The organism is Sphingobacterium wenxiniae (assembly GCF_900116225.1).
In the GTDB taxonomy this organism is placed as follows: Bacteria; Bacteroidota; Bacteroidia; order Sphingobacteriales; family Sphingobacteriaceae; genus Sphingobacterium; species Sphingobacterium wenxiniae.
The window spans coordinates 1-23,749 of sequence record NZ_FOZZ01000020.1 but is presented as its reverse complement, the minus strand read 5'-3'; the positions used below and the strand labels follow the sequence as shown (position 1 = coordinate 23,749).

Here is a 23,749-nt window from a genome sequence, read left to right as displayed (position 1 = left end):
TAATATGAGTGCGAAACAAAAAATACTGGTGGTAGATGATGAACAGGATATTGTTGAACTGATTGTTTATCATCTGACTAAGGAAGGCTATCAAGTCTATCAGGCACAACATGGTAAGGAAGCTATTGAAGTAGCGAAAGAAGTAAACCCTGACTTGGTTATCTTGGATGTGATGATGCCGGTGATGGATGGCATTGAAACTTGTCGGCTCATGCGTTCTATGCCTGAATTTAAGCACACCTTTATGGTTTTTCTGACAGCAAGAAGCGAAGAGTACTCAGAAATCGCAGGTTTTAACGTGGGGGCGGATGATTATATTGCCAAACCGATTAAACCGAGGGCTTTAATGAGCCGTATTAACGCAATTCTGCGTAGAAATGCAGCAGAGAGTGTAATCCCTACCGGCGAAAAATTAGAGATTTTGGATTTGGTAATCGATCGAGATTCATTTTTGGTTTACCGCGATAACGAAAAGATTGTTTTAGCCAAAAAAGAGTTTGAATTGCTTTATCTTTTGGCTTCCAAACCTAATAAAGTATTTACCCGTGAGCAGATATTAAAAGCTATATGGGAAGATTCAGTTGTGGTAACCAACCGTACCATAGATGTGCATATCCGTAAGCTCCGGGAAAAAATTGGTGATACTTATGTAGCTACCGTAAAGGGAGTAGGATATAAGTTTGAATTGAATTAAAATAATTGAGGCTTTACATTCGTAAAGCCTCAATTATTTACTTCCGTACCTCTTCCGGAATATTAACAATCCCCGCGCCATCCAATAGCGAGGTTTCATTTTGTTTGACAACCCGCACAACCAATAGAAAATCCGCCCATTCAACGCCTTTTAAAGTAACATAACCTGTTGTACTATCTATATCGGCTATGGTGAAAGTGCTGGGGAAATCCTGACCATTTAGAATAGGGTCGAACCCCAATCCAATCTCAGGGTCTTCTTTTCTCGCTGCTTCCATGATATTGAGGTAGGTTGCCTTAAAGCTGTTGGTCAACAAGATATGTTGCTGTATCCACTGTTCTACGTCATCGCTTTCCAGAACGACGTATTCGTTCAGAAACCGTTCTGCAACCTGATAATCAGTCTCCGTGGACTGTTCCTCAACATTCGATTGTTTTGAATCGGTTTCCGAGGGTCTGGTGTTGGATTGGCATCCAGCAAATAATGCTATCATTGCCAAGAATAAAATAAAGCGCATATGCTGAAATTTCTTTTTACGGACAAGATACGAAAATTATATATAGTGATTGGAAAGGAGTGAGGGTGCTTTAAAATAAACGGGGAATTGTTTATCTTCGGTATATGAGATTTTTTGTTGTCAGACATACCCTTTACGTTTTCGCCATAATCATAGCTTTGCTCTGGAATAGTAGAGTTCTTGGTCAGAAAAGTGACACATGGATAGCATTTTACAATCAAGATTCAACTAAGATAGGCTATAAAGATAGCGAAGGAAATATGAAGATTGCTCCGAGATTTTCAGGCTATGCAACAGCCATGAAATTTGAGGATATTATCAGTGTGATAAGTGATGAAGATGGTAAATGGACTTCTTATTATTTGAATAAGGCCGAGCAGACATTTGGAACAGATAGCCTGTATTTCTTTGATAATGCGCCCGATTGTGAGCATGAGGGATTCATACGTTTCCGGGATCACCGAACAGACAAGGTTGGGGTGTTTAATAAGCTTGGTAATATTATCATTCCTGCTATCTATGATGATTTAACCAAGGTTAGGAACGGCATGCTTGTGGGTTTGAAAGGTGCGGAAAAGAAATATGAGCATGAACAGCCTTATGAGGGCGATAATTATTATACTTGGGTCGGTGGGCAGGAGGTGCTAATCGATACGCTCAATACCATATTAGTAGAAAATTTCCCTAACGATCGTGGTTTAGACTTCTATTCTTTAGAAAAATCATCCCAGCCCGCGACAGACAAAAGAAGGAAGAGCTTTCGAACGAAAGAGGGTACTTATTTTAGTTTTATCGACTTTGAAACCGAATTCAGAACATGGCTTCAGAAAGATTTCTTGCCAGATCTGACCATGGAGAAACTTATGGCGGCAGCGCACGATACCATTGTCTGGGAATCCACGAACGGTTGGACAAATACTGATAAGCAAACATTTGTTCAAGACCATTTTGCTGTATTGAAGAAGATACTGACCGAACTTCAAGTTCCGGCAGCAGATTATTCCATTATTGTTGGACACCTAAACCCTTTTATGTATACAGGGGAAGACTTCGCATTGTATTTTAACAACTGCCGAGAGTCCAAAGAATGGCAATGTCCTGTATTGAATATTGTTATAACATATAACGGAAAGGGATTGGAGTTTAAGCAAAACCATTTTGATTTTTTGCGTACAGATGAAGGATATAAGCTTATCTCGGTGACGATAAGGAATGCTTTGTGATGGGAAGCGTCTTGGTTTTAATAGAAAAAGAAATGAAATACGATTTTGACGAAATAATTGACAGGCAGGGAACGAACAGCTTGAGTGTGGAAGGTTGGAAGCAATCTATTTTTGGTTTGGATAGGGATGCTACTTTTTCTTGGCCTGACAATGATTTTATACGCATGTGGGTAGCTGATATGGATTTTGCAACACCGCCAGAGGTATTGGAAGCCGTTCGGAAACGAGTTGGTCAAAAGATATTGGGCTATACGAAGGTTTACGAACAGGAATATTACGATGTGTTGTCCGCGTGGTTTTGGAAAAGGTTTCAGTGGAAAATCGATCTAGAGCATCTGGTATTTGCTCCGGGGATTGTTCCGGCACTGAATCAACTTGTGCCTTTATTGATAAAATCTCATGAAGGTATATTGATAAATACACCTTCTTACGCGCCATTTAAAAAAGCCGGTGATTATAGTAATCGACAAGTCTATTATAGTCGGTTGCTGAATAAAGATGGATATTATGAAATGGATTATACCGACATTATCCAACAGTTAGAAGACTGCTCAAAAAATATTAAGCTGTTCATTTTCTGCCATCCGCATAACCCTACCGGTAGGGTATGGACTCGAGAGGAACTGTTGCGTATTGGGCAGGTTTGTTTGGAACGTGATATATGGATCATCTCGGACGAAATACACAGTGATTTACTGCGTAGCGGTCAGACGCATATACCTTTGGCAGCACTCTTTCCGGAAGCAGAAAAACTGATAACCTGTACTGCCCCAAGTAAAACCTTTAACCTTGCGGGCAGCATGATGTCGCATATTTTTATTCCACATGTCGGTATACGTAAGCAATGGAAACAACTTTACGCCGATTATTATTCCCCATTGAGCATTGTTGCTACCAAGGCCGCCTATCAAGAAGGGGAGGAATGGCTCGAACAGCTTAAAATCTATTTGGATGATAATTTTACCTATTTGCAAGGGCGCTTGAAGGAGTTGTTGCCTAAAGCGGGCTTCCGTGTTCCTGAAGCGACTTATCTGGCGTGGATTGATGTTTCTGCTTATATCGAAGAGCAGCCACAGAAGGATGATTTAGCAGGAATTTTTGTAGATAAGGGGTTATTAGTCAATGATGGGAAAATGTTTGTAGACCATGGAGAAGGTTATATCCGTCTCAATATTGCTTGCCCCCGCTCTGTGCTGGAAAAAGGGATACAACGCTTTGCGGATGCCCTCTTGAACTTAGGTTAGTGAACAGGATAATAAAGAAAGAATAAATTATTACATGAATTAGAGAAGCCTTTTGAATCAAGATATGTTAAAAAACCACGTTAAGCAATCGATTGCGTGAAAGATTTTTATATATTTGCTCCGTTTTGTAAAATCTCAAATTCATAAACCGAGCAGTATGTGTGGAATCGTAGGCTATGTTGGAAAAAGCCAGGCTTATCCTGTTTTAATTGAAGGATTAAAGAAGTTAGAATACCGGGGGTACGACAGTGCAGGCATCGCCCTGCATAAGGGTAATCAGTTAATGGTCTATAAAAAAGAGGGCAAGGTCTCCGCCCTGGAAGACTTTGTACAAGGAAAAGACAATAACTCTACTGTAGGTATAGGGCATACCCGTTGGGCAACCCATGGTGAACCTTCCGATAGAAATGCACATCCGCACATATCGAATTCCGGGAATATAGCCATGATACACAATGGTATCATTGAAAACTATGCGCAATTAAAACAGGAGCTGTTACAGAAGGGCTATCACTTTAATAGCGATACCGATTCAGAAGTCCTTCTAAATTTTATAGAAGATATTCAGAAAAATAATGCCTGTTCGCTGGAAGAAGCTGTGCGCATTGCGTTAAAAAGAGTGGTTGGCGCATACGTTATTCTGTTGCTGGATAAAGATTCGCCGGACACCATCATCGCGGCAAGAAAAGGTAGCCCCTTGGTTATCGGGATTGGAAAAGATGCACACTACTTAGGGTCGGACGCTTCGCCAATGCTTGCTTATACCAAAGAAGTGGTTTATATCAATGATTACGAACTGGCAATTGTGAAGGCAGATGAACTGGTGCTGAAGAACTTGGGCAATGAACAAGTGACACCGTTTGTGCAGAAATTAGATCTGGAGCTGGCGGCTATAGAAAAAAATGGTTACGACCATTTTATGTTAAAAGAGATTTTTGAGCAACCCCAGACGATTTTTGATTCCTTACGTGGAAGGTTGGATTTGAAACATGAGCAGATCACGTTAAGTGGTCTGGATAAAATCAGCGATAAGTTACAGCAAGCCAACCGCATTATTATTGTTGCCTGTGGAACCAGCTGGCATGCGGGCTTGTTGGCCGAATATGTTATTGAAGAACTTTGCCGTATCAACGTTGAAGTGGAATATGCTTCGGAGTTTAGGTATAGGAATCCTATTATTACGGATAAAGATGTTATCATTGCGATCTCTCAAAGCGGTGAAACGGCAGATACTTTAGTCGCTATGGAAACTGCTAAAAAGCAGGGTGCAACCATTTTTGGGTTGGTGAATGTTGTCGGTTCATCTATCGCCAGAATATCGGATGCAGGAGCTTATACACATGCTGGTCCGGAGATAGGAGTGGCTAGTACAAAGGCTTTCACTGCACAATTGGCCGTGCTGTATCTGATGGCTTTGAAACTTGCCGAAATTAAACAAACCATCTCATCCGAAACCTATCAGGTATTATTTGATGACTTAGCTAAAGTACCTAAATACGTACAATGGGTTTTGGATACACAAATCGATTCGATTAAGCGTATAGCCAATAAGTATATGGATGCTGATGATTTTCTCTATCTCGGTCGCGGATACAACTTTCCAATCGCTTTGGAAGGAGCACTAAAGCTAAAAGAAATATCCTATATACATGCTGAAGGTTATCCAGCAGCTGAAATGAAGCATGGACCTATCGCCTTGGTCGATGAGTATCTGCCTGTCGTATTTGTCGCGACAAAAGATAGTTATCATGAAAAAATTATCAGCAATATGCAGGAGATTAAAGCACGTAAAGGGCAAGTTATCGCAGTTGTCACGGAAGGAGATGAGGTCGTTACCAGCCTGACTGAGGATACAATCGCTGTGCCCCGTGTGCATGAGATCATAGCGCCAATATTGTCTGTGATACCATTGCAATTGCTGTCTTATTACATTGGTGTGGGTAGAGGTCTGGATGTCGATAAGCCTAGAAATCTGGCTAAATCTGTCACTGTAGAATAACGTGTTATGGCCAATATTGTAAAAGAAAAATTGCAGCAATTGGGATATGGGTTTGTCCCTACTGATTATCTGGTCGATAACGATGAATACTTACAGCGCAACCAACAATTTCAATCGGATAGACGGTTTCGGCAGCTGACCTCGGAAGAAATAGCGATCCTGACAGAAAATAACAATGTGTCAAGCAATTGGGACGATGTATGGGTGACAGATAGATTTATTCCTCAACAGATACAGTATTCCAAATTTTATGGCTTTGTGCGTATCGGGGATATGGACGACGTATACCTGGAATATCGGGATTTGCGGTTGTCTTGTGGAATATATCATTCTTGTATAGTGAGTTGCGATTTGGGAAACACCGTGGCTATTCACCATGTGCGTTATATGGCACACTTTATTATCGGTGATGACGTGATGTTGACGAACATCAACGAAATGGAAACGAATAGTGCGGCTAAGTTTGGCAACGGGATGCGCAAAAGGGGAGAAGTCGAAGAAAGACGGATCCGCCTGGAACTATGCAACGAGAACGGCGGACGTGCGGTTTTGCCTTTTGATGGTATGCAGGCAGCAGATGCTTATCTCTGGTCACGACATAGGCACGATACGCTATTGCAGAAACGTTTTGAAGAAATAACCGAGAACCAATTTTCTGATGCACACGGTTTTTATAGTTACATAGGCGACCGTTGTGTTATTAAGAATAGCCATACCATTAAAGACGTTAAAATCGGAACCGATGCTTATATCAAAGGCGTCAATAAGCTGAAAAACCTGACCATCAATTCATGTGAGGATGCCTATACGCAGATCGGAGAAGGATGCGAGCTGGTGAATGGTATTATCGGTTATGGCTGTCGGGTGTTTTACGGCGTAAAAGCCGTACGCTTCGTATTGTCGTCGTTCTCTCAATTAAAATATGGTGCTCGGCTGATTAATTCGTTCTTGGGTGATAACTCCACTATTTCTTGTTGTGAAGTACTTAATTCGCTCTTGTTTCCCGCACATGAACAGCATCATAATAATTCCTTTTTATGTGCCTCTTTGGTGAAGGGACAGAGCAATATGGCGGCAGGTGCTACGGTTGGTTCAAACCATAATTCCAGAGCTGCCGATGGAGAAATCGTTGCCGGGAGAGGGTTCTGGCCGGGTTTGTGTGTCAGTCTAAAACACAATTCCCGTTTTGCTTCCTATACATTGATTGTTAAGGGTGATTTTCTGCATGCCTTAGATATTCGGCTTCCTTTTAGCTTGGTAAGCAATGAGGTCAGTACAAACAATTTATTGGTGATGCCGGCATATTGGTTTATGCACAACATGTATGCGCTGATGCGTAACGAAACCAAGTTTGAGGCACGTGATAAAAGGAAATTCAAGAATCAGTATATTGAGTATGCCATATTAGCCCCCGATACGGTGAATGAAATTTTTGAAGCGCTGACTGAGATAGAAGTTGCCGTTGGTCGTGCTTTTGGTGCGCATCTTTCTATGGAAGAACAACGCCAAATAGGTCGAAGAATGCTCGAATCTGCAGAGAGTTTCGGAGGGAGAGAGATTACATTACAAGGTGTAGAGGCATCGAAACGTAAAGTCATATTGGTTAAGCCACGGGAATCTTATCAGGTTTATAAACGCATCATACGCTATTACGCAGCGAGTCAACTGTTGCAACACTTTGAACAGGATGGGTACGAACAGGTTTTGACGAACTGTAAAGAGGCCACTCATCGGAAAGCATATGAAAATATTGGTGGACAGTTAGTGCCAAAAGAAGAATTGGAGGTAGTATTACAGCAAATCAGGCAAGGGGAAATAACTTCCTGGGACGAGGTGCACCAGCAGTATCAAGTATGGAGTGATAATTATCTGAACGATAAGCTTATTCATGCCATTGCCAGCTTGGTAGAGCTCATCGGTATGTCAGTAGAAGAATGGACACCAACTTTTCTCAGAGATTTGTTTGAAGAAGCAAAATCCACCCGGGAATGGATATGTGCAGAAATCCATCGTTCCCGTGCGAAAGATTATGATGACCCATTTAAGCTAATGGTGTACGAGTCTATGGAAGAGATGGAGGAAGTTGTAGGTAAGCTGGCTGAAAATGATTTTATCAATAAAGAGCAAGAAGCGACAACCACTTTTGTCAACAGAATTGAAAGGTTGGGTTTGTAGATAATAGCAATATGGCGATGCTTGTTACAAGCATCGCCATATTGCTATTATCTTGATTTTACCACCGTATCAATGCAGAACCCCAGGTAAAGCCGGCACCGAATGCTGCTAAACAAACAAGGTCACCATCTTTTATTTTGCCTTCTTCCCATGCTTCACAAAGTGCAATCGGTACAGAAGCTGCAGTGGTATTGCCATATCTCTGGATGTTGTTAAAGACCTGGTCATCCCGTAGGCGCAAGGTCTTTTGTACAAATTGGGCAATACGTAAGTTTGCTTGGTGAGGAACTAATAAATTGATATCAGCTGGAGTCAAATTATTCTTCGCTAAAGCCTCGCCAATCACTTCCGGGAATTTGACAACGGCTTTTTTGAATACAGCTTGTCCATCCATATAGGGGAAGGCTGTACCATCCTCCAACATTTCTTTAGTCATTAACATACCACCTAATTCCTGTTCAGGCCATTCTGGTTTGTTATCTAGCCAAATGCCTCCTGATGCCCCTGGATAATACATTGCCAGCTTTTCGGCTTCAGCACCATCGGAATGCAGGTGTGTGCTTAATATACCTTTTCCCTCTTCTGTAGTCGGCTGAAGAACAACTGCCCCAGCACCGTCCCCAAAAATGACCGATACCCCACGCCCCCGTGTAGAATAGTCTAGGGCAAAGGAGTGCTTTTCAGACCCTACGACGAGAATATTCTTGTACATCCCCGTTTTTATAAACTGATCAGCGATAGAAAGTGCATAAACAAATCCAGAACATTGGTTGCGGATATCTAATGCGCCAATCTCACCCATACCCATTTCACGTTGTAGTAATACACCACAACCGGGGAAATAATAATCAGGAGACAAGGTCGCGAAAATGATAAAGTCGATATCCTGAGCGGTAGTACCTGCTCGTTCAATAGCAATTTTCGAAGCTTCGATAGCCATCGTTGTCGTTGTTTCACCGATTCTATCGGCATAACGACGTTCCTTTATACCAGTACGTTCCTGTATCCATTCATCGCTGGTATCCATGAACCGTGTCAAGTCTTGATTGGTATATACGTTTTTGGGAACATAATACCCAATTCCTGCTATCTTTGATTGCAACATAAGTTTAATATTATGTGGTAAAGATACAAATTTATGTAATTTTTAAATTTTGGAGGTTAAGGATTGAGGCTTAAAGTTGAGTTTTGAACGTTAGACTTTAAACAAAATCAACATTAAACGTTGAACAATAATGAAAATGATTATTTTTGCCCTATGAGCGTGCAGACCGAACAGGAAACCTTTACACTGGAAGAAATTTTAGCAAGTGTTAAAACGTCCAATCGTTTAATATTATGGAATGATGAAGTAAATACTTTCGATCATGTTATCTTTTGTTTGATGCATCATCTGCAATATACAGAACCCCAAGCTGAGCAGATTGCATGGAAAGTACATAATGAAGGAAAATGCGCAGTTCTGGAAGGTTCCTACACTGAAATGGAAGTATACCGAAAGATATTACAGGCCGAAGGATTGACTGTTTCGGTAGAGTAGTAGTCGCGTAATATTGCGGTTACGAATAAGCTTTAGTAGCTTTTATTTTGTTTTTTTGTGGAAACGAACGATTTCAATAATGCTACTGAACAAAAATTTTAAATTATTTTTCTTTTATCTTTTCACACCTTTTTTCCTTATCGCACAGCACGGCAAAATCCAGGTGTCGGTTTTGAGTGCTGAGACAAATGCCCCCATCAGTGGCGCGAGTGCAGCTTTGTTGAATCAGACTAATATGAGCCAAGTCCAAGGTGCTCAAAGTGACGATACAGGTAATTTAGTATTCGAGCAGGTTCCGGTAGGGGAATATGCCCTACGTATTACGTATGTAGGTAAAGTGAATGCTTTTGAACAAAACTTACAAGTAAAAGCTTCGGAAACACTTAACGTAGGCAAGATTTTCATGGCTGACGATGGTGAATTTATACAGGAAGTGGTTGTGCAGGCACAAGCTCCTGAAATGCGCCTGGGTATAGACCGTAAGATATTTGATGTGTCTCAAAGTCTGGTGAGTGTGGGTGGCTCTGCCTCTGATTTATTAGCGAATGTTCCTACCTTGGAAGTCGATATGGATGGTTCTGTATCCTTGCGGGGATCTAATTCTGTGCGTATTTTGATTGATGGCAAAGAGTCTGCTATGGCCGGGAGCGATATTAATTCCCTTTTGCAATCTTTGCCCGCTAATGCCATTGATAAGGTTGAAATTATCACCAACCCTTCCTCAAAATATGATGCGGAAGGGCAATCTGGTATTATTAACATCATTCTGAAAAAGAATGTAAGAACAGGTTTGAACGGAACGGTTAATGCTTCTGTAGGCTCTTATGATAATTATATGGCTGGCGTGAATCTGAACTATAGGGATGGAAAGTTCAACTATTTCGGAAATTACAACTTTGCCCATAGAAACAATGTTGGGTCTGGGGCACGTAACAATCTCTACTTGGCGGATCAAAGTCAAATCAACAATACCGAGGAAACATCAAGATTGGGTATAAACAATACCATGAAACTGGGAGTGGACTATTATCTGAATGATAAGACGACTATTGGTGTCTCGGGAAACTTAAGTTTACGTGATAACGACCGTAGGGGAGACCTTTTTTATACTTATCTCAACCATCCTCAACTTTCGGGTACAAGTACCCGTTTGTCTAGACAGAATGAGGACGATTTGGGTTATGACTTGAATCTTGATTTGACGCGTAGATTTAATAGAGAAGGTTCTGAACTAACAGCGAATTTTAGTTACGGAAAAGATACTGAAGATGGAGTCAATAGCTTTGACCAGACATACTCAATGGGCTTACCTGCGAGTGGGCGAATTAACCAGACTAGTGAAGATGGTTCGGTGATGAATATACAGTTGGACTACGTGCTTCCATTCAGTGAGGATAGTAAATTTGAGACAGGTTATCGCTCCATTATCCGTAAATCATTTGATACCCAGTTTTCTGAACTTTTAGATAACGATCAAGGTCAATATTTTCCTGATTACACGATCAGTAATGATTTTGATATGACCAGTAGTGTACACGCCCTATATGCCAATTACCAGAACAAGTTATTTGACAAATTGGGTTATCAGGTGGGGCTTCGTGCGGAACAGGCGGATCTCAATACAATTTATTTTGCAAAAGATCCAAATCTGCCAGTTGACCAAATCGAAACAAAAGGAAATCTGGATTATTTCCGTTTATACCCAAGTGTGTTCTTGACTTACGATGTTGGAGGAAGTGGTGACAAAGTGCAGTTGAGCTATACGCGTAGAGTACAGCGTCCTCGCGGTTGGCAGGTGAATCCGTTTCCAGATGTTTCAGACGAGATGAACCGTCGACAAGGTAATCCCAATCTGATGCCTGAGGATATCCACTCACTAGAATTGGGCTTTGCCAAGTTCTATGATAAATGGAACTTTATTACTTCGGCTTATTACCGCCGAATGAATGATGTTATGCAGCCTTATATCTACCATGTAGATGAGCAAAGTATAACGTATAGCCGGTGGGAAAACCTAACAAGCTCCAATGTTGCAGGATTGGAATTAATTTCCAAAGTGAATATTACCAATTGGTGGGATGCTACGTGGAACGGTAACTTTTTCTACAACAAATTTGAAGGAAACGAAGCTTTTAATATAGCCAAGCAAGAGGGCTTCAACTGGAACACAAACATTAATACCAACGTTAAATTTACGCGCAATCTTGCCATGCAGGTGCGGGCACATTATTTTGCACCACGAATTATGGCACAGGGTAAGAGCAAACACATGACAGGAGTGGATGTGGCGTTGAAACAAGATTTTATGGGTAAACGGGCCAGTGTAGCGTTAAATGTGCGCGATTTGTTCGATACCCGACGTTTTGGCGCAGATACCTATACGCCGCAGATCCATTCAAATTTTGAACATCGGTGGATGAAACGGATGTTTACGCTCTCATTCTCTTATCGCTTCGGTATTCAGGATCTAAATAAGAAACGGGAACAAAATGATAACGGTGGCGGTATGGATGAAATGGGTGAAAACTTTTAAAAGTCATTTATTTTTTTCTATCTTTAAAAAAGCAACTAAACTTGAGTTTTATATGAAAAAAAACTTTTTTTACACCTTAGGGCTTGCTATGTTGTTATCAGCAACAGCTTGTATCGCCCAAGAACAGAGCACTCCGGTAGGTGTGCCGCAATATGAACTGAATGATTTATCACGTGTAGATATCTCCGGTTTCAAAAAGAACGCTGATGGAGCTTACGTGATTTTTGATGGAAGTTCATTGAATGGTTGGCGTGGCTATAACAAATCACATGTGCCAGCTAAATGGTCTATTGAGGATGGAACACTGAAATTCTCCAGAAAACCAAATGGCGATGAAAAAGCAGAAGGCGGAGATATTATCTTTGCGCACGATTTTAAAAACTTCGAACTGGCTTTCGAATGGAAAATCTCACACGCAGGTAATTCAGGCGTATTCTTCTTAGCAAAAGAGATAAAAAAACAGCCTATCTACATTTCCAGTCCGGAATATCAAATCTTGGATAATGACAACCACCCGGATGCGAAAATGGGTGTAGATGGCAATCGTAAGTCCGCTTCTTTGTACGATATGATTCCTGCCAAGCCACAGAATGCTAAACCGGCAGGAGAGTGGAACAGTTCGAAAATTGTCGTGAAAGACGGAAAAGTAGAACATTACCAAAACGGTGTGAAAGTCGTGGAATATACTATCCTTACACCGGAATGGGAAGCATTGTTACAATCTAGTAAGTTCAGTGCTGAAAAATGGCCTTTGGCCTTCCATATGTTGAAACAAGTGGGTAAAGATGCCGGGGTTATCGGCTTCCAGGACCACGGCGATGATGTGTGGTATCGTAATATTACAGTGAAAGAACTGTAGTATTCAGTAGCTATTAGGCTAAGAGAAATGTCCGGGGAGATTTGGTATCTGTCCGGACATTTTTTTTTGAATTAGAAGGATTGTTGCCTATTTGTATAAGATGCCAATTCTTGGTATCTTTGGATAAAGGAAAGGTTAACGTTATGGCTAAAAATACGTCCATATTATTAGGTGATTATTTCAATAATTTTATAAATGAACAAGTGCAGTCAGGGAAATTCTCTTCTGCAAGTGAGGTTGTGAGAGCTGCTTTAAGGTTGTTTGAACATGAAGAAACGAAGAAAGCCGAACTTATAAAAGAACTTAAAAAGGGCGAAAAATCTGGTTTTGTAACGGACTTTAAAAGGGATATTTTCCTAAAGTCACTTCATCAAAAATACGGTGAAGAGTGATGATGTATAAAATTAGTAAGGAAGCACTAAATGATCTTGAGAATATTTGGCTTTATACTTATGAAACTTGGTCAGAAAGACAAGCTAACCGATATTATAACCTTATAATTGATGAGATAGAATATTTAACCGAAAACCCAAATTCAGGAAAAGACTATAGCCATGTGAGAAAAGGCTATTTACGTTCAAAAGTAAAATCACATTTAATTTTCTACAAAATCAATCATAGAGAAAATGAAATCGAAATTATTAGAATATTGCACCAACAGATGGATATAGAAAACAGGTTGGGTGATTAATCTAAAAATATCCCTGTAGTTCCTTTAAGTCGTGAATCATGTGCTTTACATCTGTAGGCTTTTCCGCATTCACCGCATTAAAAAATATCGCCTCCATACCGAAATTTTGAGCCCCACGAACGTCAGCATCTAAATTATCACCAATCATTACCGATTGCTCTGTTTTTGCCTCCCCGTTTTTTACAGCATATTCGAAGATTTGCGGATGCGGTTTATTGACACCTATGTTTTCTGAAATGACAATTGTTTTGAAGTAAGGACTTAGATTGCAATGTGTCAATTTCTTTTCACAAGCTTCTTTAAACCCGTTGGAAATCAGGTGTAATGTGTATTTGGCTTGTAAATATTGCAATGTCTCGTGCGCATTAGGGAAAAGATTGGTTTTTGTTGGACAGATAGCTAAATAATCCTCTTCAAATGCTGTAGGAAACAATTCCGGATTGACACCAAGCTGGGAAAAAGTATCCGCAAAACGAGCTTTACGCAACGTTGCCTTGTCAATTTTTCCGTGGTGATAAAGATCCCATAGGCGATGGTTGTTTTCGGTATAGGTCTGTATAAAGAGATCCGAGTGGGAACGGTTGAAAAGATTATCGAATTTATACCTGTAATAAAGTTCGTGAAGGGTTTCTTCTGCATTTCTATCGAAATCCCAAATCGTATGGTCTAAATCAAAGAAGATGTCTTTTTTATCTGAAAACATACGCAAAATTAGGGAAATTAAAATGGATAATACAAAACCTACCCTTTACCCCCCAAGCAATTTTAATAAAATCATATTTTGACATAAGGGATGAAGCCATTCTTCGTATTAGTGTCAAAATCCATGTACTATTTCCTTTCGGTGGTTCAAATGGTTACTTTTGCCAATATTAATTAGAGATGATGAAACGCGCGCTGGTCTTATTCTATTTCTTGGTCATTTATGCGGTTACCCAACTGGTTTGGTGGGGGTATTTGTTGGTGAGCTATGAACCAGATCGTAAGGGAATGATTATTGGCGAAGGATTGATTTTCCTATCCATATTTATCTGGGGAGCTATTCGTTTGAAAAAGTTATTTTACAGGGAACATAAGCTGCAACAACAACAACGCAATTTTATGTTGTCGGTAACCCACGAACTGAAATCACCGTTGGCATCCGTCAAACTATATATACAGACTATTCTCAAGCGTGATTTGGAACGAGAGCAACAAAAGATGTTTCTTTCTAATTCTTTAAAAGATATAGAGCGTCTGGATGATTTGGTGGAGAATGTACTATTGACGACGAAATTAGAAGACCGAAGCTTTAACTTGCCGAAGGAAGAGTTTAATTTTACAGAGGTGGTAAGAGATGTTGCGGATCGATTGCAGAAGAATGCCTGTAGTACGCAAATCCTTAAGACAGATCTGGAAGAAGGAATCCCTCTTTACGCCGATAAATTCGCCATTACCAATGTGGTGAACAATCTGGTGGAAAATGCTATAAAATATTCGCCACCATGCGCGAATGTGACGGTGCAATTGAAAAGATTGGATGGAGGGAAGCTGTTTTTTTCAGTAGCAGACCATGGCGAAGGCATTCCTGATCAAGAAAAAAAGTTTATATTTAATAAGTTTTATCGTGTAGGGAATGAGTCTACACGTAAGACCAAGGGCACTGGTTTGGGCTTATACATTGTGAAAACGGTGTTGCAAAAACACAATGCCTCTATAAAAGTGAAAAATAACACTCCTTCGGGGAGCATTTTTGAAGTAACATTTGAAAACTATGCAAACTAAACAGCGTATACTTTTGGTAGAAGACGAAGAGCATTTGTTGGAAGCCATCAAATTGAATTTAGAGCTTGAAGGCTATCGCGTCACCACAGCAACGGACGGTAAAAAAGCGTTGAAGATTTTTAAGGAAGAACGCTTTAATCTTGTAATATTGGACGTTATGATTCCCGAAATCGATGGTTTTCAGGTAGCAGAAACAATACGTTTGCAGAATACGGAAGTGCCAATCATGTTTCTTACAGCGAAAAATAGCAGTGAAGACCGTATTACTGGGTTGAAAAAAGGCGCAGATGATTATCTGGTGAAACCTTTCAATTTGGAAGAATTGATTCTTCGTGTTGGGAACTTAATTCGTCGAGGGCTTAAGTCAGATGATTTGAAAGAGTTCAATTCCTATACCATTGGTGATAAAACCATCTATTTCAATTCTTACGAATTGCACCATCCAGACGGAAGCATTACTTCCCTAACCAAGAAAGAAACGATGCTGTTGAAGCTGTTGATCGAACGGAAAAATGAGGCAGTGTCGCGGGAGCAGATTTTGGAAACCGTGTGGAACTACGATGTGTATCCATCAACCCGCACTATTGATAACTTTATTTTGACGTTCCGTAAATATTTTGAACCAGACCAAAAGCATCCGGTATATTTCCACTCTATACGTGGAGTAGGATATAAATTCACGGATACGGCAACAATCTAACAAGCGGATGAATACACGTTCACGAATGATTGTTATCGCCATTGCGGTAATGTTTTTACTTTACGCCCTATATGCTGGTCATTATTACTTTATGGTATACATTGCCGGAGGTATCGGGTATGTGATTTGGAGCCAGTTTCGGGAAGGTACGGTTTTCTTGGCTACCCAGTCCTTCCATAAACAAGATTATGAGAAGACCAAAGCGTTACTTGCTGAAATAAAAAATCCTGATCAGTTGCGTAAAGGACGTCGTAATTACTATGAATTTATGATGGGGAATATCGCCCTAAAGGAAGAGCGTGTGGACGAGGCCGAATATCATTTTCAATTGGCTTCCCGGTTGCCTTGGAAACGTGATACCGAGAAAGGATTTGTATTGATTAATCTGGCCAACATTAGTTTACGCAAAAAGAATTATGACCGAGTGCCAAAATATCTGGAACTGGCCAGAAAATTGAAGCTGACGGAGAGACAGCATAACATTGTTGAAAAAATAGAAAAAGAACTACATAAACAAACATAAGTGAGTACAATTTTACAGAACGATCTATTTATTAGAGCTGCGCTATCGCAGCAAACGGAGCGACCTCCGGTGTGGATGATGCGTCAAGCAGGGCGTTTTATGCCTGAATATTGGGAAATCAAGAATAAATATTCTTTCTTGGAAATGTGCAAGACACCTGAGATTGCCGCTGATGTAACCATGTTGCCAGTAGATTTATTGGGTATCGATGCGGCTATTTTGTTCTCCGATATTCTGGTAACGGCAGAAGCTATGGGAGGTGATTTATCTTTTGAACAAGGAGTAGGCCCTCGTTTCAGTAATCCGGTGCAAACGAAAGCCGATGCCGATCGTTTAAATGTGGATTGTATCGACAAGTTACAGTATGTGGCTGATGCTATCCGCGTGATACAACAAAGACTCAATGGAAGTATTCCCTTAATCGGTTTTGCAGGTGCACCTTTTACGATATTGAGTTATTTGATAGAAGGAGGTTCATCCAAAGATTTCAAAAAAACCAAGTTATTGTTGAATAATGAACCAGCATTGGCGCATCAGATTTTACAGAAAATTGCGGATGTTACCGTTGCTTATCTTAATATGCAGATCGATGCTGGCGTGAATGCTTTGCAGCTGTTTGATAGCTGGGCGTTGGCACTTTCCTGGAATGATTATCGTGACTTTTCGCATCACTATAACAAGTATATCTTAGCCAATATTAAACGATCAGTTCCTGTTATTTCGTTCTGCAAAGGTTCCTCGGTATTTGCGCCAATGATGGTCGAAGCCAATCCTGATGTAATTTCTGTGGATTGGAATGCTGATCTTAAAAACATCAAACAGGCGTTGCCGGAAGGTATTGCTGTACAAGGGAATTTAGATCCATTTGTGTTGTATGCTGATAAGAAAGTTATTCGTGAAAAAATCCATCAGCTGTTTGAACGTATGCGTGGAGAAAACGGCTTTATCTTTAACTTAGGCCATGGTATCATGCCGGATATTCCGTTTGACAATGTGAAGTACGCGATAGAGGTCGTTAAAGAGTTTAGATATTAATAATCCGTATTGAGAAGTGAGATATGCGTATTGAGACATTGATTTATCTCGATACGCAATACACAATACGTAATACTTCAATACTAAAAATGCTATACTTATACGCGAAGGCAATACATATTATCTTTATGGTCTGTTGGATGGCGGGGTTGTTTTATATGCCCCGACTTTTTATATACCATACAGAAGCAAGGCAGAAGCCTTTGGAAAGCTATAAGGTGTTGCATGAGCAGTTTAAGGTTATGGAAAGTCGGCTGTGGTGGGTAATTACCACCCCTGCCATGGTGATAACTATTCTTTCAGCTTCGGTAATGCTGTACCTTTCGCCTTCGTTCCTAAGTCAAGGTTGGATGCATGTAAAACTCCTTCTGGTTGGGTGTTTAATAGGCTACCATTTCAAGTGTCAACAGATCATGTATAAATTACGAGATGAGCAATCTACATGGACATCCATGCATCTGCGCATGTGGAATGAGGCATCGACCATTATTCTTTTTGCCATTGTATTTATCGTAATCTTTCGATCTGCTGTGGATTGGATTTACTGTGTCCTAAGTCTTGTGGGATTGGCTGTTGTGCTGATGTTGCTGATCAAATTGTATAAGAAATACCGCAAATCCAAAGGTGAAAAAATAGATTAGTCAAACTTTTTAAAGCGGTTGATGTACAATAAATAAAAGAAAAATATGAATTATAAAATTTGTTATGTGCTTTTTTTCATGCTGACACTTGTCCTGCAGGGCAAAGCACAGGACCATGATTGGGCATTTGGTTTTTATGGAGATGTACAGATGAAATCACCTTACCCTGGTGCTTTCGGTATACAAGGAAAATATGACTTTCTGACGCGGTCAGCAGTACAAGCACAGGTATATGGGAAAAGTGGTTATGTCGCTGTCGGAGCGGATTATCTTGTTTCGTTTTTGGATAAGACCAAGAGCAACTTCAATGTGTTTTTGGGTGGGGGGATAAGCCAGGATTTCTATCGTTATAACGAGTTATGGAGCGGAGATGCAGAATCTATCCCCACAGAACGTGAAAACTTCACTATACTCAACGGGCAGGCAGGCATCAGCTATTATTTTCCTGCGGTTAATGTATCTGTCTATACAGGGTATAAATTGAAATATAATATTGATTGGGAAGAAACCGCTCCTGATTATATCATGTTTGGCGTGCGTTACCATTTGTGGTAACGCATGCTGCGAAGTTAAATACCGAAACAAAGGTATTTAACTTCCAAATATTCATCTAAACCGTAGTGCGAGCCTTCACGGCCGATTCCCGATAACTTGACTCCACCAAATGGGGCAGAGGCATTCGATAACATACCCGTATTGATGCCTATCATCCCAGCTTCTAATTTTTCGGAAACACGATGACAACGGCGGATGTTCTCGGAGTAGAAGTAAGCCGCTAAGCCGTATGGTGTCTGATTCGCCAAGCCTATAGCTTCCTCTTCTGTCTTAAATTTAAACAAAGCACACACAGGGCCGAAAGTTTCTTCTTCGGCTATAAGTGCCTTTGTCGGTACATCCCGTAGTACAATAGGTGCAAAAAATAGTTTTTCAAGCGCCTTGCCTCCGGTTGTTATTTTTGCTCCTTTACTTACAGCATCGACAATGTGCTCCTGTACCTTGTCCAATCCTTTTTGGTTGATGAGTGGGCCAATCTGGGTTTCCTCGTCCATGCCGTCGCCAACCTGTAGTTTGGCAACTGCCTGTGTGAGTTTTTCGGTGAATTGTTCATACACCTCTTCCTGTATGTAGAAGCGATTGACAGCAACACAGGTCTGCCCGGCATTGCGGAACTTTCCTGCTATGGCACCTTCCACAGCCTTATCGATGTCTGCATCCGCAAAGACAATGAACGGAGCATTTCCGCCGAGTTCCATCGATACACGCTTTATGGTGGACGCAGCTTGTTCCATCAATGTTTTGCCAACTTCCGTCGAGCCGGTAAATGATATTTTTCTTACCAAAGGATTGGTCGCCAGCTCTTCCCCAAACCCCTTGCTATCTTTAGAAGTCACTACATGCAGCACGCCTTTTGGAAGTCCGGCTAATTCGGCGATTTTCGCAAGTGCGACAGCAGAAAAAGGTGTTTGTGAAGCTGGTTTTAACACGACAGTACAGCCCGCTACCAATGCCGGAGCGACCTTTCTAGTAACCATAGCCAATGGGAAATTCCAAGGAGTAATCGCTGCTACGACGCCAACACCTTGTTTTACGGTCGCCAGATGTGTATTGCCTTTGAGGGAAGGGATGGTCTCCCCATAAGCTCGTTTCCCTTCTTCCGCAAACCATTCCATAAACGAGTTGGCATATTCCACTTCGCCAAGAGATTCAGTATAGGGTTTGCCACATTCTTTGGTCATGATTTCAGCTAAGGTTTCCCGATGAACCTGTATCAGCTCAAACATTTTACGGACAATCGCGCAGCGTTCACCTACAGGTACTGAACGCCAGCTTTTCCAAGCTTCATCAGCTGCCGCAATCGCTGCTTTGCAATCTGCAACAGTTAAATCGGGCATGGTACCCAGTTTTTCCAAATTGGCCGGGTTGATGATGTCAAAGGTCCTTTCACGGCTGATAAAAGTACCATTTATATAAGCTTTTTCGATAAAGAATGTATTGTCCATACTATAAGCTGCTTGTTAAAGTTTAAAGATAAAAAAGAGCGCTGATTTCAGCGCTCTTCTCTCTCTCAATTATATATTTTTTAGAATACTATGTCCCATTCTGTCCCTTTTGGTTTTGAGATAATCCTCATTGTAGGGGTTTGGCTCGATTTCGATAGGCACGTTTTCTACGACTTCCAAACCGTAGCCCACTAATCCAGCTCTTTTGGTCGGATTGTTGGACATAAGGCGCATTTTGCTCACGCCCATGTGACGTAATATCTGTGCGCCTACACCATAATCCCGCAAGTCTGCTTTGAAGCCCAATTGTATGTTCGCATCGACTGTGTCTACACCTTGCTCCTGCAATTTATAAGCATGTAATTTATTGATAAGACCAATACCACGACCTTCTTGGTTCATATAAACAACGATTCCCTTTCCTTCTTCCTGTATCATTTGCATAGCTTTGTGTAGTTGCGGGCCACAGTCGCAACGACAAGAACCGAAAATATCGCCTGTGATACAGGAGCTATGCACGCGCACCAGAATAGGTTCGTCTTCTTTCCATTCGCCTTTGTAAAGCGCCAAATGCTGTTCTCCTGTATTTTTTTGTGTGAAAGCTTTTAGTTGGAAATCGCCCCATTGTGTTGGCATATTCACCGTCTCTTCTTCCTGGATAAGTGAGTCATGCTTTAATCGGTACTCGATGAGATCTTCTATACTGACGATTTTCAGGTCGAAGCGTTTTGCAACCTCCATTAAGTCCGGAAGGCGAGCCATTTCACCATCCTCTTTTAGGATTTCGACCAATACACCTGCTGGCTCAAAGCCCGCCAAACGTGCCAGATCAACAGAAGCCTCGGTATGTCCTGTACGGCGCAGTACCCCACCATCTTTTGCAATAAGAGGGAAAATATGTCCTGGACGACCTAACTCTTCTGGGCGTATATTGGGGTCAATAAGTGCTTTGATAGTTTTGGAGCGATCAGATGCTGAGATTCCGGTAGTACAGCCGTAGCCTTGTAAGTCTACAGATACGGTAAAATTGGTTTCATAAACGGCCGTATTTTCACCGACCATCGGACCGAGGTTCAACTTGGTGCAAAGTTCCTGTGATAGGGGAGCACAGACCAAGCCTCTACCATGGGTAGCCATGAAGTTGATAACTTCTGGTGTAGCATTACGTGCCGCTGTGACAAAATCACCCTCGTTCTCACGATCTTCATCATCCACAACAATAATTACCTTGCCGGCTTTTATATCTTCAATCGCTTCCTTGATGGTGTTTAGTTTAATATCCATTTTAAAATTCTAATATGCAAAGGTAGATTTCTTTGCGCTTTTTTATATAATAACCCTGTCAAAAACTTGTTTTATTGTACTGCCTTTTTGGTAAATCGGGAGCTGATGAGCTTCCAGAATCGTTGTAACTTGAGCTTGTATTGCTCAACATCAAATAGAGCAGAGTCTGTAGCAGCCTTATAGGTTAAAAAGATAGCTAATGGCGATAGTACAATGATAGCCATCCACATCCCAAGCACCGGATCCAGCCCCCCGTCCTTAGCTGATTTCTCTGCCATGGTCGAGATAATATGGTAAATAAGGAAGAATATGATTGCGACAACCACGGGCAGTCCCAGTCCCCCTTTCCGGATAATAGCACCTAAAGGAGCACCTAAAGCAAAGAGGAGTAAGCAAGAGACCGCTAGTGTGAACTTTCGGTGAAATTCCAATCGGTAGCGTACATCTTTGTCATGATAAGCCTGAAACTCTGTTTCTTTCATGTCGAATGTGCTGGATACCTGTTGTACCAGCCCCAAAGCATTCGTGATAACGTTACGCTGGTTGTCTTTCGCTATAAAGTCCGTGAGAAAATTGTTGAATTTTTTGACTTCTATCGGTCTTTTCTCCCCTTGGTGATAATAAGAAGAGAAATAGTTGATATAGTTTTTTATATCCATATAGTTATAGCGTTGTACGCTATCCATTTGAATCTTGTTGGAATCTGCATAATGTTTAAGCTGCCGGAGGTTCAACATCGCATAATGGTTTCGGAAGGCATTCTCATCCGTTCGGGTCATCTGGAAGGCACTCATGTCGAACTTTTGTTCCGTTTCGTCAAAGCGAAAACGAGTAAACTGTTGCCGAGGGTCGTATCGGGACGCATTTTTTGCTCGGGACTCCTCGTAGCGAACACCGTCCTTCAGACGCAAAATCATATAGTTGTTGTCCGCAGAATTATGGATATAGCCTTCTTTTGCAATCAGTACGTTGTTAGCAGCACTTCCATTGCGGTGGTCATAAATCATGAGGTCGTAAAGGATTGTTCCATCCTCATTTTTTCCTTTTGCGCGTATAGAATAGCCGGGAATTGACTTATTAAATACACCGGGTTTAATTAGGAAATCCGCTTTTTTGTTGCGCACATCCCACATGAGTGACCACATTTTCAGATTTGCCACAGGAAGAGTGTACTCGGAAAATAGGAAGGAGCCTCCTGCGACCATACAGACCAATATGATAAGCGGAGTCATTGCTTTGCGAAGGGAATACCCCGCAGCCTTGATGGCAACCAGTTCATAACTTTCACCCAGATTACCGAAGGTCATAATGGAGGAAAGGAGCATCGAGAGCGGAAGTGCCATCGGGATATTTGTAGTGGCAGCATGGCCCAACAATTCCAGGATAACGTACCATTCAAATCCCTTGCCGATTAGATCGTCGATATACTTAAACAAAAAAAGCATTATGAGAACAAACATCACGATGCAAAAGCATACGAAGAATGGTCTGATAAATGCTTGTAATATTAATAAGTGTATCTTTTTCATGCCCTACAAGCTCTGCAAAAATCAGTTTCTGCGAAAGCCAGTACAAAGATACTATTTTTTATGCTCCTATAACACTTTGCAGGTACTCAATTGAGTTGTTCCATATTTTTTTTCGGTCTTCCAAATTGTCTGGTTTGACAAAGTCGGTTATGGATAAAGCGACGTCGTTGGTTAATTCGTCCTGTACAATTTCGATTTCGAAATAATAGGGCTCATCTTCTAACCATTTGAAGCGGGCGCATTTATTTTCCTTGTTGGAAACCAACTTGGCACGGTTCACCTCATCGTCCCAAATAAATTCGTAGATGCCATCTCGGTAGTTTACATCATCCGCAAACCACTGCGAAAGAGCATTGGGTTCATGAATGAACGGATAAAGGATGCGTGGCGAGGAATTGATGATATACTCTAAGTGGATTTCAACTTTTTCTTCCATATAGCTTGTTCTTGGTTATTACATACCTATTAAAAATAAGTGACATCTGTCTGTCCGTAATAATACTATTTTATTTTGGAATTTAAAATACCGGATTAAAAAAAATATTCTGAAGTGAGTTGTCAAGAAATTATCAATTTAAAAATGAGGTATTTCCGTGCATGTCGCTGAAAAAGGCATGAGGAAATTTTATTTTTCCTTTGCAATTCATGACTATTTGCTATATTTGCATCACGAAAAACGGCGGGTATCCGTCAAGAGGCGGGACAGGATTCCTATCCGCCGCGGCGGACGGCAATTCGATCCGTTGAACAATGAAAGGTTGAAATAAAAAATATGGCGGGGTAGCTCAGATGGTTAGA

General features: G+C 41.0%; 23 protein-coding genes. 16 read left to right on the top strand and 7 right to left on the bottom strand.

Going from position 1 to position 23,749, the window contains the following annotated elements:
* Positions 1 to 4 precede the first annotated feature (4 nt).
* Entirely contained in the window at positions 5 to 694 is a 690-nt protein-coding gene (locus BM375_RS16895) for a response regulator transcription factor (RefSeq protein ID WP_093367768.1), read from the top strand.
* A gap of 37 nt (positions 695 to 731) precedes the next feature.
* Here BM375_RS16895 and BM375_RS16890 read toward each other — a convergent pair whose 3' ends face one another.
* Entirely contained in the window at positions 732 to 1,187 is a 456-nt protein-coding gene (locus BM375_RS16890) for a hypothetical protein (protein WP_139227639.1), read from the bottom strand.
* Between the two features lie 128 nt (positions 1,188 to 1,315).
* On the opposite strand from BM375_RS16890, the gene BM375_RS16885 reads away from it, so the two are divergent.
* The 4 genes from BM375_RS16885 to BM375_RS16870 all read left to right on the top strand — a co-directional run bounded on the left by BM375_RS16885 (position 1,316) and on the right by BM375_RS16870 (position 7,852).
* A complete protein-coding gene (locus tag BM375_RS16885; RefSeq protein ID WP_093367765.1) occupies positions 1,316 to 2,434 on the top strand; it encodes a WG repeat-containing protein in 1,119 nt (372 codons plus the stop codon).
* 32 nt (positions 2,435 to 2,466) lie between these two features.
* The gene (locus tag BM375_RS16880) at positions 2,467 to 3,678 is read left to right on the top strand and encodes a MalY/PatB family protein (protein WP_093367781.1); all 1,212 of its coding nucleotides are present in this window, start codon (positions 2,467 to 2,469) and stop codon (positions 3,676 to 3,678) included.
* A gap of 157 nt (positions 3,679 to 3,835) precedes the next feature.
* Complete coding sequence (glmS, locus tag BM375_RS16875) at positions 3,836 to 5,677, top strand: glutamine--fructose-6-phosphate transaminase (isomerizing) (RefSeq protein ID WP_093367764.1); 1,842 nt, start codon at positions 3,836 to 3,838, stop codon at positions 5,675 to 5,677.
* A gap of 6 nt (positions 5,678 to 5,683) precedes the next feature.
* Positions 5,684 to 7,852 (top strand): DUF4954 family protein, encoded by a 2,169-nt coding sequence (locus BM375_RS16870; RefSeq protein WP_093367762.1) that lies wholly within the window; start codon positions 5,684 to 5,686, stop codon positions 7,850 to 7,852.
* Between the two features lie 58 nt (positions 7,853 to 7,910).
* Here BM375_RS16870 and BM375_RS16865 read toward each other — a convergent pair whose 3' ends face one another.
* Complete coding sequence (locus tag BM375_RS16865) at positions 7,911 to 8,957, bottom strand: 3-oxoacyl-ACP synthase III family protein (RefSeq protein WP_093367761.1); 1,047 nt, start codon at positions 8,955 to 8,957, stop codon at positions 7,911 to 7,913.
* Between the two features lie 153 nt (positions 8,958 to 9,110).
* On the opposite strand from BM375_RS16865, the gene BM375_RS16860 reads away from it, so the two are divergent.
* From BM375_RS16860 to BM375_RS16840, 5 genes are all read left to right on the top strand, one after another.
* On the top strand, positions 9,111 to 9,392 hold the full coding sequence (locus BM375_RS16860; protein WP_093367759.1) for an ATP-dependent Clp protease adaptor ClpS: 282 nt from the start codon (positions 9,111 to 9,113) through the stop codon (positions 9,390 to 9,392).
* 79 nt (positions 9,393 to 9,471) lie between these two features.
* The gene (locus tag BM375_RS16855) at positions 9,472 to 11,925 is read left to right on the top strand and encodes a TonB-dependent receptor (RefSeq protein ID WP_093367758.1); all 2,454 of its coding nucleotides are present in this window, start codon (positions 9,472 to 9,474) and stop codon (positions 11,923 to 11,925) included.
* Between the two features lie 52 nt (positions 11,926 to 11,977).
* The gene (locus BM375_RS16850) at positions 11,978 to 12,784 is read left to right on the top strand and encodes a 3-keto-disaccharide hydrolase (protein WP_093367780.1); all 807 of its coding nucleotides are present in this window, start codon (positions 11,978 to 11,980) and stop codon (positions 12,782 to 12,784) included.
* Positions 12,785 to 12,927: 143 nt separating this feature from the next.
* On the top strand, positions 12,928 to 13,176 hold the full coding sequence (locus BM375_RS16845; protein ID WP_093367756.1) for a type II toxin-antitoxin system ParD family antitoxin: 249 nt from the start codon (positions 12,928 to 12,930) through the stop codon (positions 13,174 to 13,176).
* Positions 13,176 to 13,475 (top strand): type II toxin-antitoxin system RelE/ParE family toxin, encoded by a 300-nt coding sequence (locus BM375_RS16840; protein WP_093367755.1) that lies wholly within the window; start codon positions 13,176 to 13,178, stop codon positions 13,473 to 13,475. Before BM375_RS16845 ends, BM375_RS16840 begins: the two co-directional genes overlap by 1 nt.
* A 1-nt stretch (position 13,476) precedes the next feature.
* Here BM375_RS16840 and BM375_RS16835 read toward each other — a convergent pair whose 3' ends face one another.
* Complete coding sequence (locus tag BM375_RS16835) at positions 13,477 to 14,178, bottom strand: YjjG family noncanonical pyrimidine nucleotidase (protein ID WP_093367753.1); 702 nt, start codon at positions 14,176 to 14,178, stop codon at positions 13,477 to 13,479.
* A gap of 182 nt (positions 14,179 to 14,360) precedes the next feature.
* Here BM375_RS16835 and BM375_RS16830 point away from each other — a divergent pair, with 182 nt between their 5' ends.
* From BM375_RS16830 to BM375_RS16805, 6 genes are read left to right on the top strand one after another with little or no spacing between them, the layout of a single operon-like run.
* A complete protein-coding gene (locus BM375_RS16830) occupies positions 14,361 to 15,239 on the top strand; it encodes a sensor histidine kinase (RefSeq protein ID WP_093367752.1) in 879 nt (292 codons plus the stop codon).
* Positions 15,229 to 15,939 carry a response regulator transcription factor gene (locus BM375_RS16825; protein ID WP_093367750.1) on the top strand — a complete coding sequence of 237 codons (711 nt, stop codon included), beginning with the start codon at positions 15,229 to 15,231 and terminating at the stop codon, positions 15,937 to 15,939. The genes BM375_RS16830 and BM375_RS16825 overlap by 11 nt, the downstream gene beginning before the upstream one ends.
* A gap of 7 nt (positions 15,940 to 15,946) precedes the next feature.
* The gene (locus tag BM375_RS16820) at positions 15,947 to 16,462 is read left to right on the top strand and encodes a hypothetical protein (protein WP_093367749.1); all 516 of its coding nucleotides are present in this window, start codon (positions 15,947 to 15,949) and stop codon (positions 16,460 to 16,462) included.
* Entirely contained in the window at positions 16,463 to 17,497 is a 1,035-nt protein-coding gene (hemE, locus tag BM375_RS16815; protein ID WP_093367748.1) for a uroporphyrinogen decarboxylase, read from the top strand.
* A gap of 23 nt (positions 17,498 to 17,520) precedes the next feature.
* Entirely contained in the window at positions 17,521 to 18,138 is a 618-nt protein-coding gene (locus tag BM375_RS16810; protein ID WP_317614824.1) for a CopD family protein, read from the top strand.
* Between the two features lie 45 nt (positions 18,139 to 18,183).
* Positions 18,184 to 18,693 carry a hypothetical protein gene (locus BM375_RS16805; protein WP_093367747.1) on the top strand — a complete coding sequence of 170 codons (510 nt, stop codon included), beginning with the start codon at positions 18,184 to 18,186 and terminating at the stop codon, positions 18,691 to 18,693.
* A gap of 14 nt (positions 18,694 to 18,707) precedes the next feature.
* Here the strand turns inward: BM375_RS16805 and BM375_RS16800 are convergent, their stop codons facing one another.
* From BM375_RS16800 to BM375_RS16785, 4 genes are all read right to left on the bottom strand, one after another.
* Entirely contained in the window at positions 18,708 to 20,138 is a 1,431-nt protein-coding gene (locus BM375_RS16800; RefSeq protein ID WP_093367745.1) for an NAD-dependent succinate-semialdehyde dehydrogenase, read from the bottom strand.
* A 69-nt stretch (positions 20,139 to 20,207) separates the two neighbouring features.
* Positions 20,208 to 21,422 (bottom strand): bifunctional 3,4-dihydroxy-2-butanone-4-phosphate synthase/GTP cyclohydrolase II, encoded by a 1,215-nt coding sequence (locus BM375_RS16795; RefSeq protein WP_093367744.1) that lies wholly within the window; start codon positions 21,420 to 21,422, stop codon positions 20,208 to 20,210.
* Between the two features lie 71 nt (positions 21,423 to 21,493).
* A complete protein-coding gene (locus BM375_RS16790; protein WP_093367743.1) occupies positions 21,494 to 22,951 on the bottom strand; it encodes an LptF/LptG family permease in 1,458 nt (485 codons plus the stop codon).
* Between the two features lie 58 nt (positions 22,952 to 23,009).
* Complete coding sequence (locus tag BM375_RS16785) at positions 23,010 to 23,387, bottom strand: START-like domain-containing protein (RefSeq protein WP_093367741.1); 378 nt, start codon at positions 23,385 to 23,387, stop codon at positions 23,010 to 23,012.
* Positions 23,388 to 23,749: the final 362 nt, after the last annotated feature.

Bases quoted from the DNA above. Each gene is read 5' to 3' on its own strand.
- BM375_RS16795 (WP_093367744.1), bottom strand. From the start codon at position 21,422: ATGGATATTAAACTAAACACCATCAAGGAAGCGATTGAAGATATAAAA.
- BM375_RS16820 (WP_093367749.1), top strand. From the start codon at position 15,947: ATGAATACACGTTCACGAATGATTGTTATCGCCATTGCGGTAATGTTT.
- BM375_RS16825 (WP_093367750.1), top strand. From the start codon at position 15,229: ATGCAAACTAAACAGCGTATACTTTTGGTAGAAGACGAAGAGCATTTG.
- BM375_RS16790 (WP_093367743.1), bottom strand. From the start codon at position 22,951: ATGAAAAAGATACACTTATTAATATTACAAGCATTTATCAGACCATTC.
- BM375_RS16855 (WP_093367758.1), top strand. From the start codon at position 9,472: ATGCTACTGAACAAAAATTTTAAATTATTTTTCTTTTATCTTTTCACA.
- BM375_RS16840 (WP_093367755.1), top strand. From the start codon at position 13,176: ATGATGTATAAAATTAGTAAGGAAGCACTAAATGATCTTGAGAATATT.
- BM375_RS16860 (WP_093367759.1), top strand. From the start codon at position 9,111: ATGAGCGTGCAGACCGAACAGGAAACCTTTACACTGGAAGAAATTTTA.
- BM375_RS16785 (WP_093367741.1), bottom strand. From the start codon at position 23,387: ATGGAAGAAAAAGTTGAAATCCACTTAGAGTATATCATCAATTCCTCG.
- BM375_RS16865 (WP_093367761.1), bottom strand. From the start codon at position 8,957: ATGTTGCAATCAAAGATAGCAGGAATTGGGTATTATGTTCCCAAAAAC.
- BM375_RS16890 (WP_139227639.1), bottom strand. From the start codon at position 1,187: ATGATAGCATTATTTGCTGGATGCCAATCCAACACCAGACCCTCGGAA.
- BM375_RS16800 (WP_093367745.1), bottom strand. From the start codon at position 20,138: ATGGACAATACATTCTTTATCGAAAAAGCTTATATAAATGGTACTTTT.
- BM375_RS16830 (WP_093367752.1), top strand. From the start codon at position 14,361: ATGAAACGCGCGCTGGTCTTATTCTATTTCTTGGTCATTTATGCGGTT.
- BM375_RS16850 (WP_093367780.1), top strand. From the start codon at position 11,978: ATGAAAAAAAACTTTTTTTACACCTTAGGGCTTGCTATGTTGTTATCA.
- BM375_RS16870 (WP_093367762.1), top strand. From the start codon at position 5,684: ATGGCCAATATTGTAAAAGAAAAATTGCAGCAATTGGGATATGGGTTT.
- BM375_RS16845 (WP_093367756.1), top strand. From the start codon at position 12,928: ATGGCTAAAAATACGTCCATATTATTAGGTGATTATTTCAATAATTTT.
- BM375_RS16805 (WP_093367747.1), top strand. From the start codon at position 18,184: ATGAATTATAAAATTTGTTATGTGCTTTTTTTCATGCTGACACTTGTC.
- BM375_RS16895 (WP_093367768.1), top strand. From the start codon at position 5: ATGAGTGCGAAACAAAAAATACTGGTGGTAGATGATGAACAGGATATT.
- BM375_RS16885 (WP_093367765.1), top strand. From the start codon at position 1,316: ATGAGATTTTTTGTTGTCAGACATACCCTTTACGTTTTCGCCATAATC.
- BM375_RS16880 (WP_093367781.1), top strand. From the start codon at position 2,467: ATGAAATACGATTTTGACGAAATAATTGACAGGCAGGGAACGAACAGC.
- glmS (WP_093367764.1), top strand. From the start codon at position 3,836: ATGTGTGGAATCGTAGGCTATGTTGGAAAAAGCCAGGCTTATCCTGTT.
- BM375_RS16835 (WP_093367753.1), bottom strand. From the start codon at position 14,178: ATGTTTTCAGATAAAAAAGACATCTTCTTTGATTTAGACCATACGATT.
- BM375_RS16810 (WP_317614824.1), top strand. From the start codon at position 17,521: ATGCGTATTGAGACATTGATTTATCTCGATACGCAATACACAATACGT.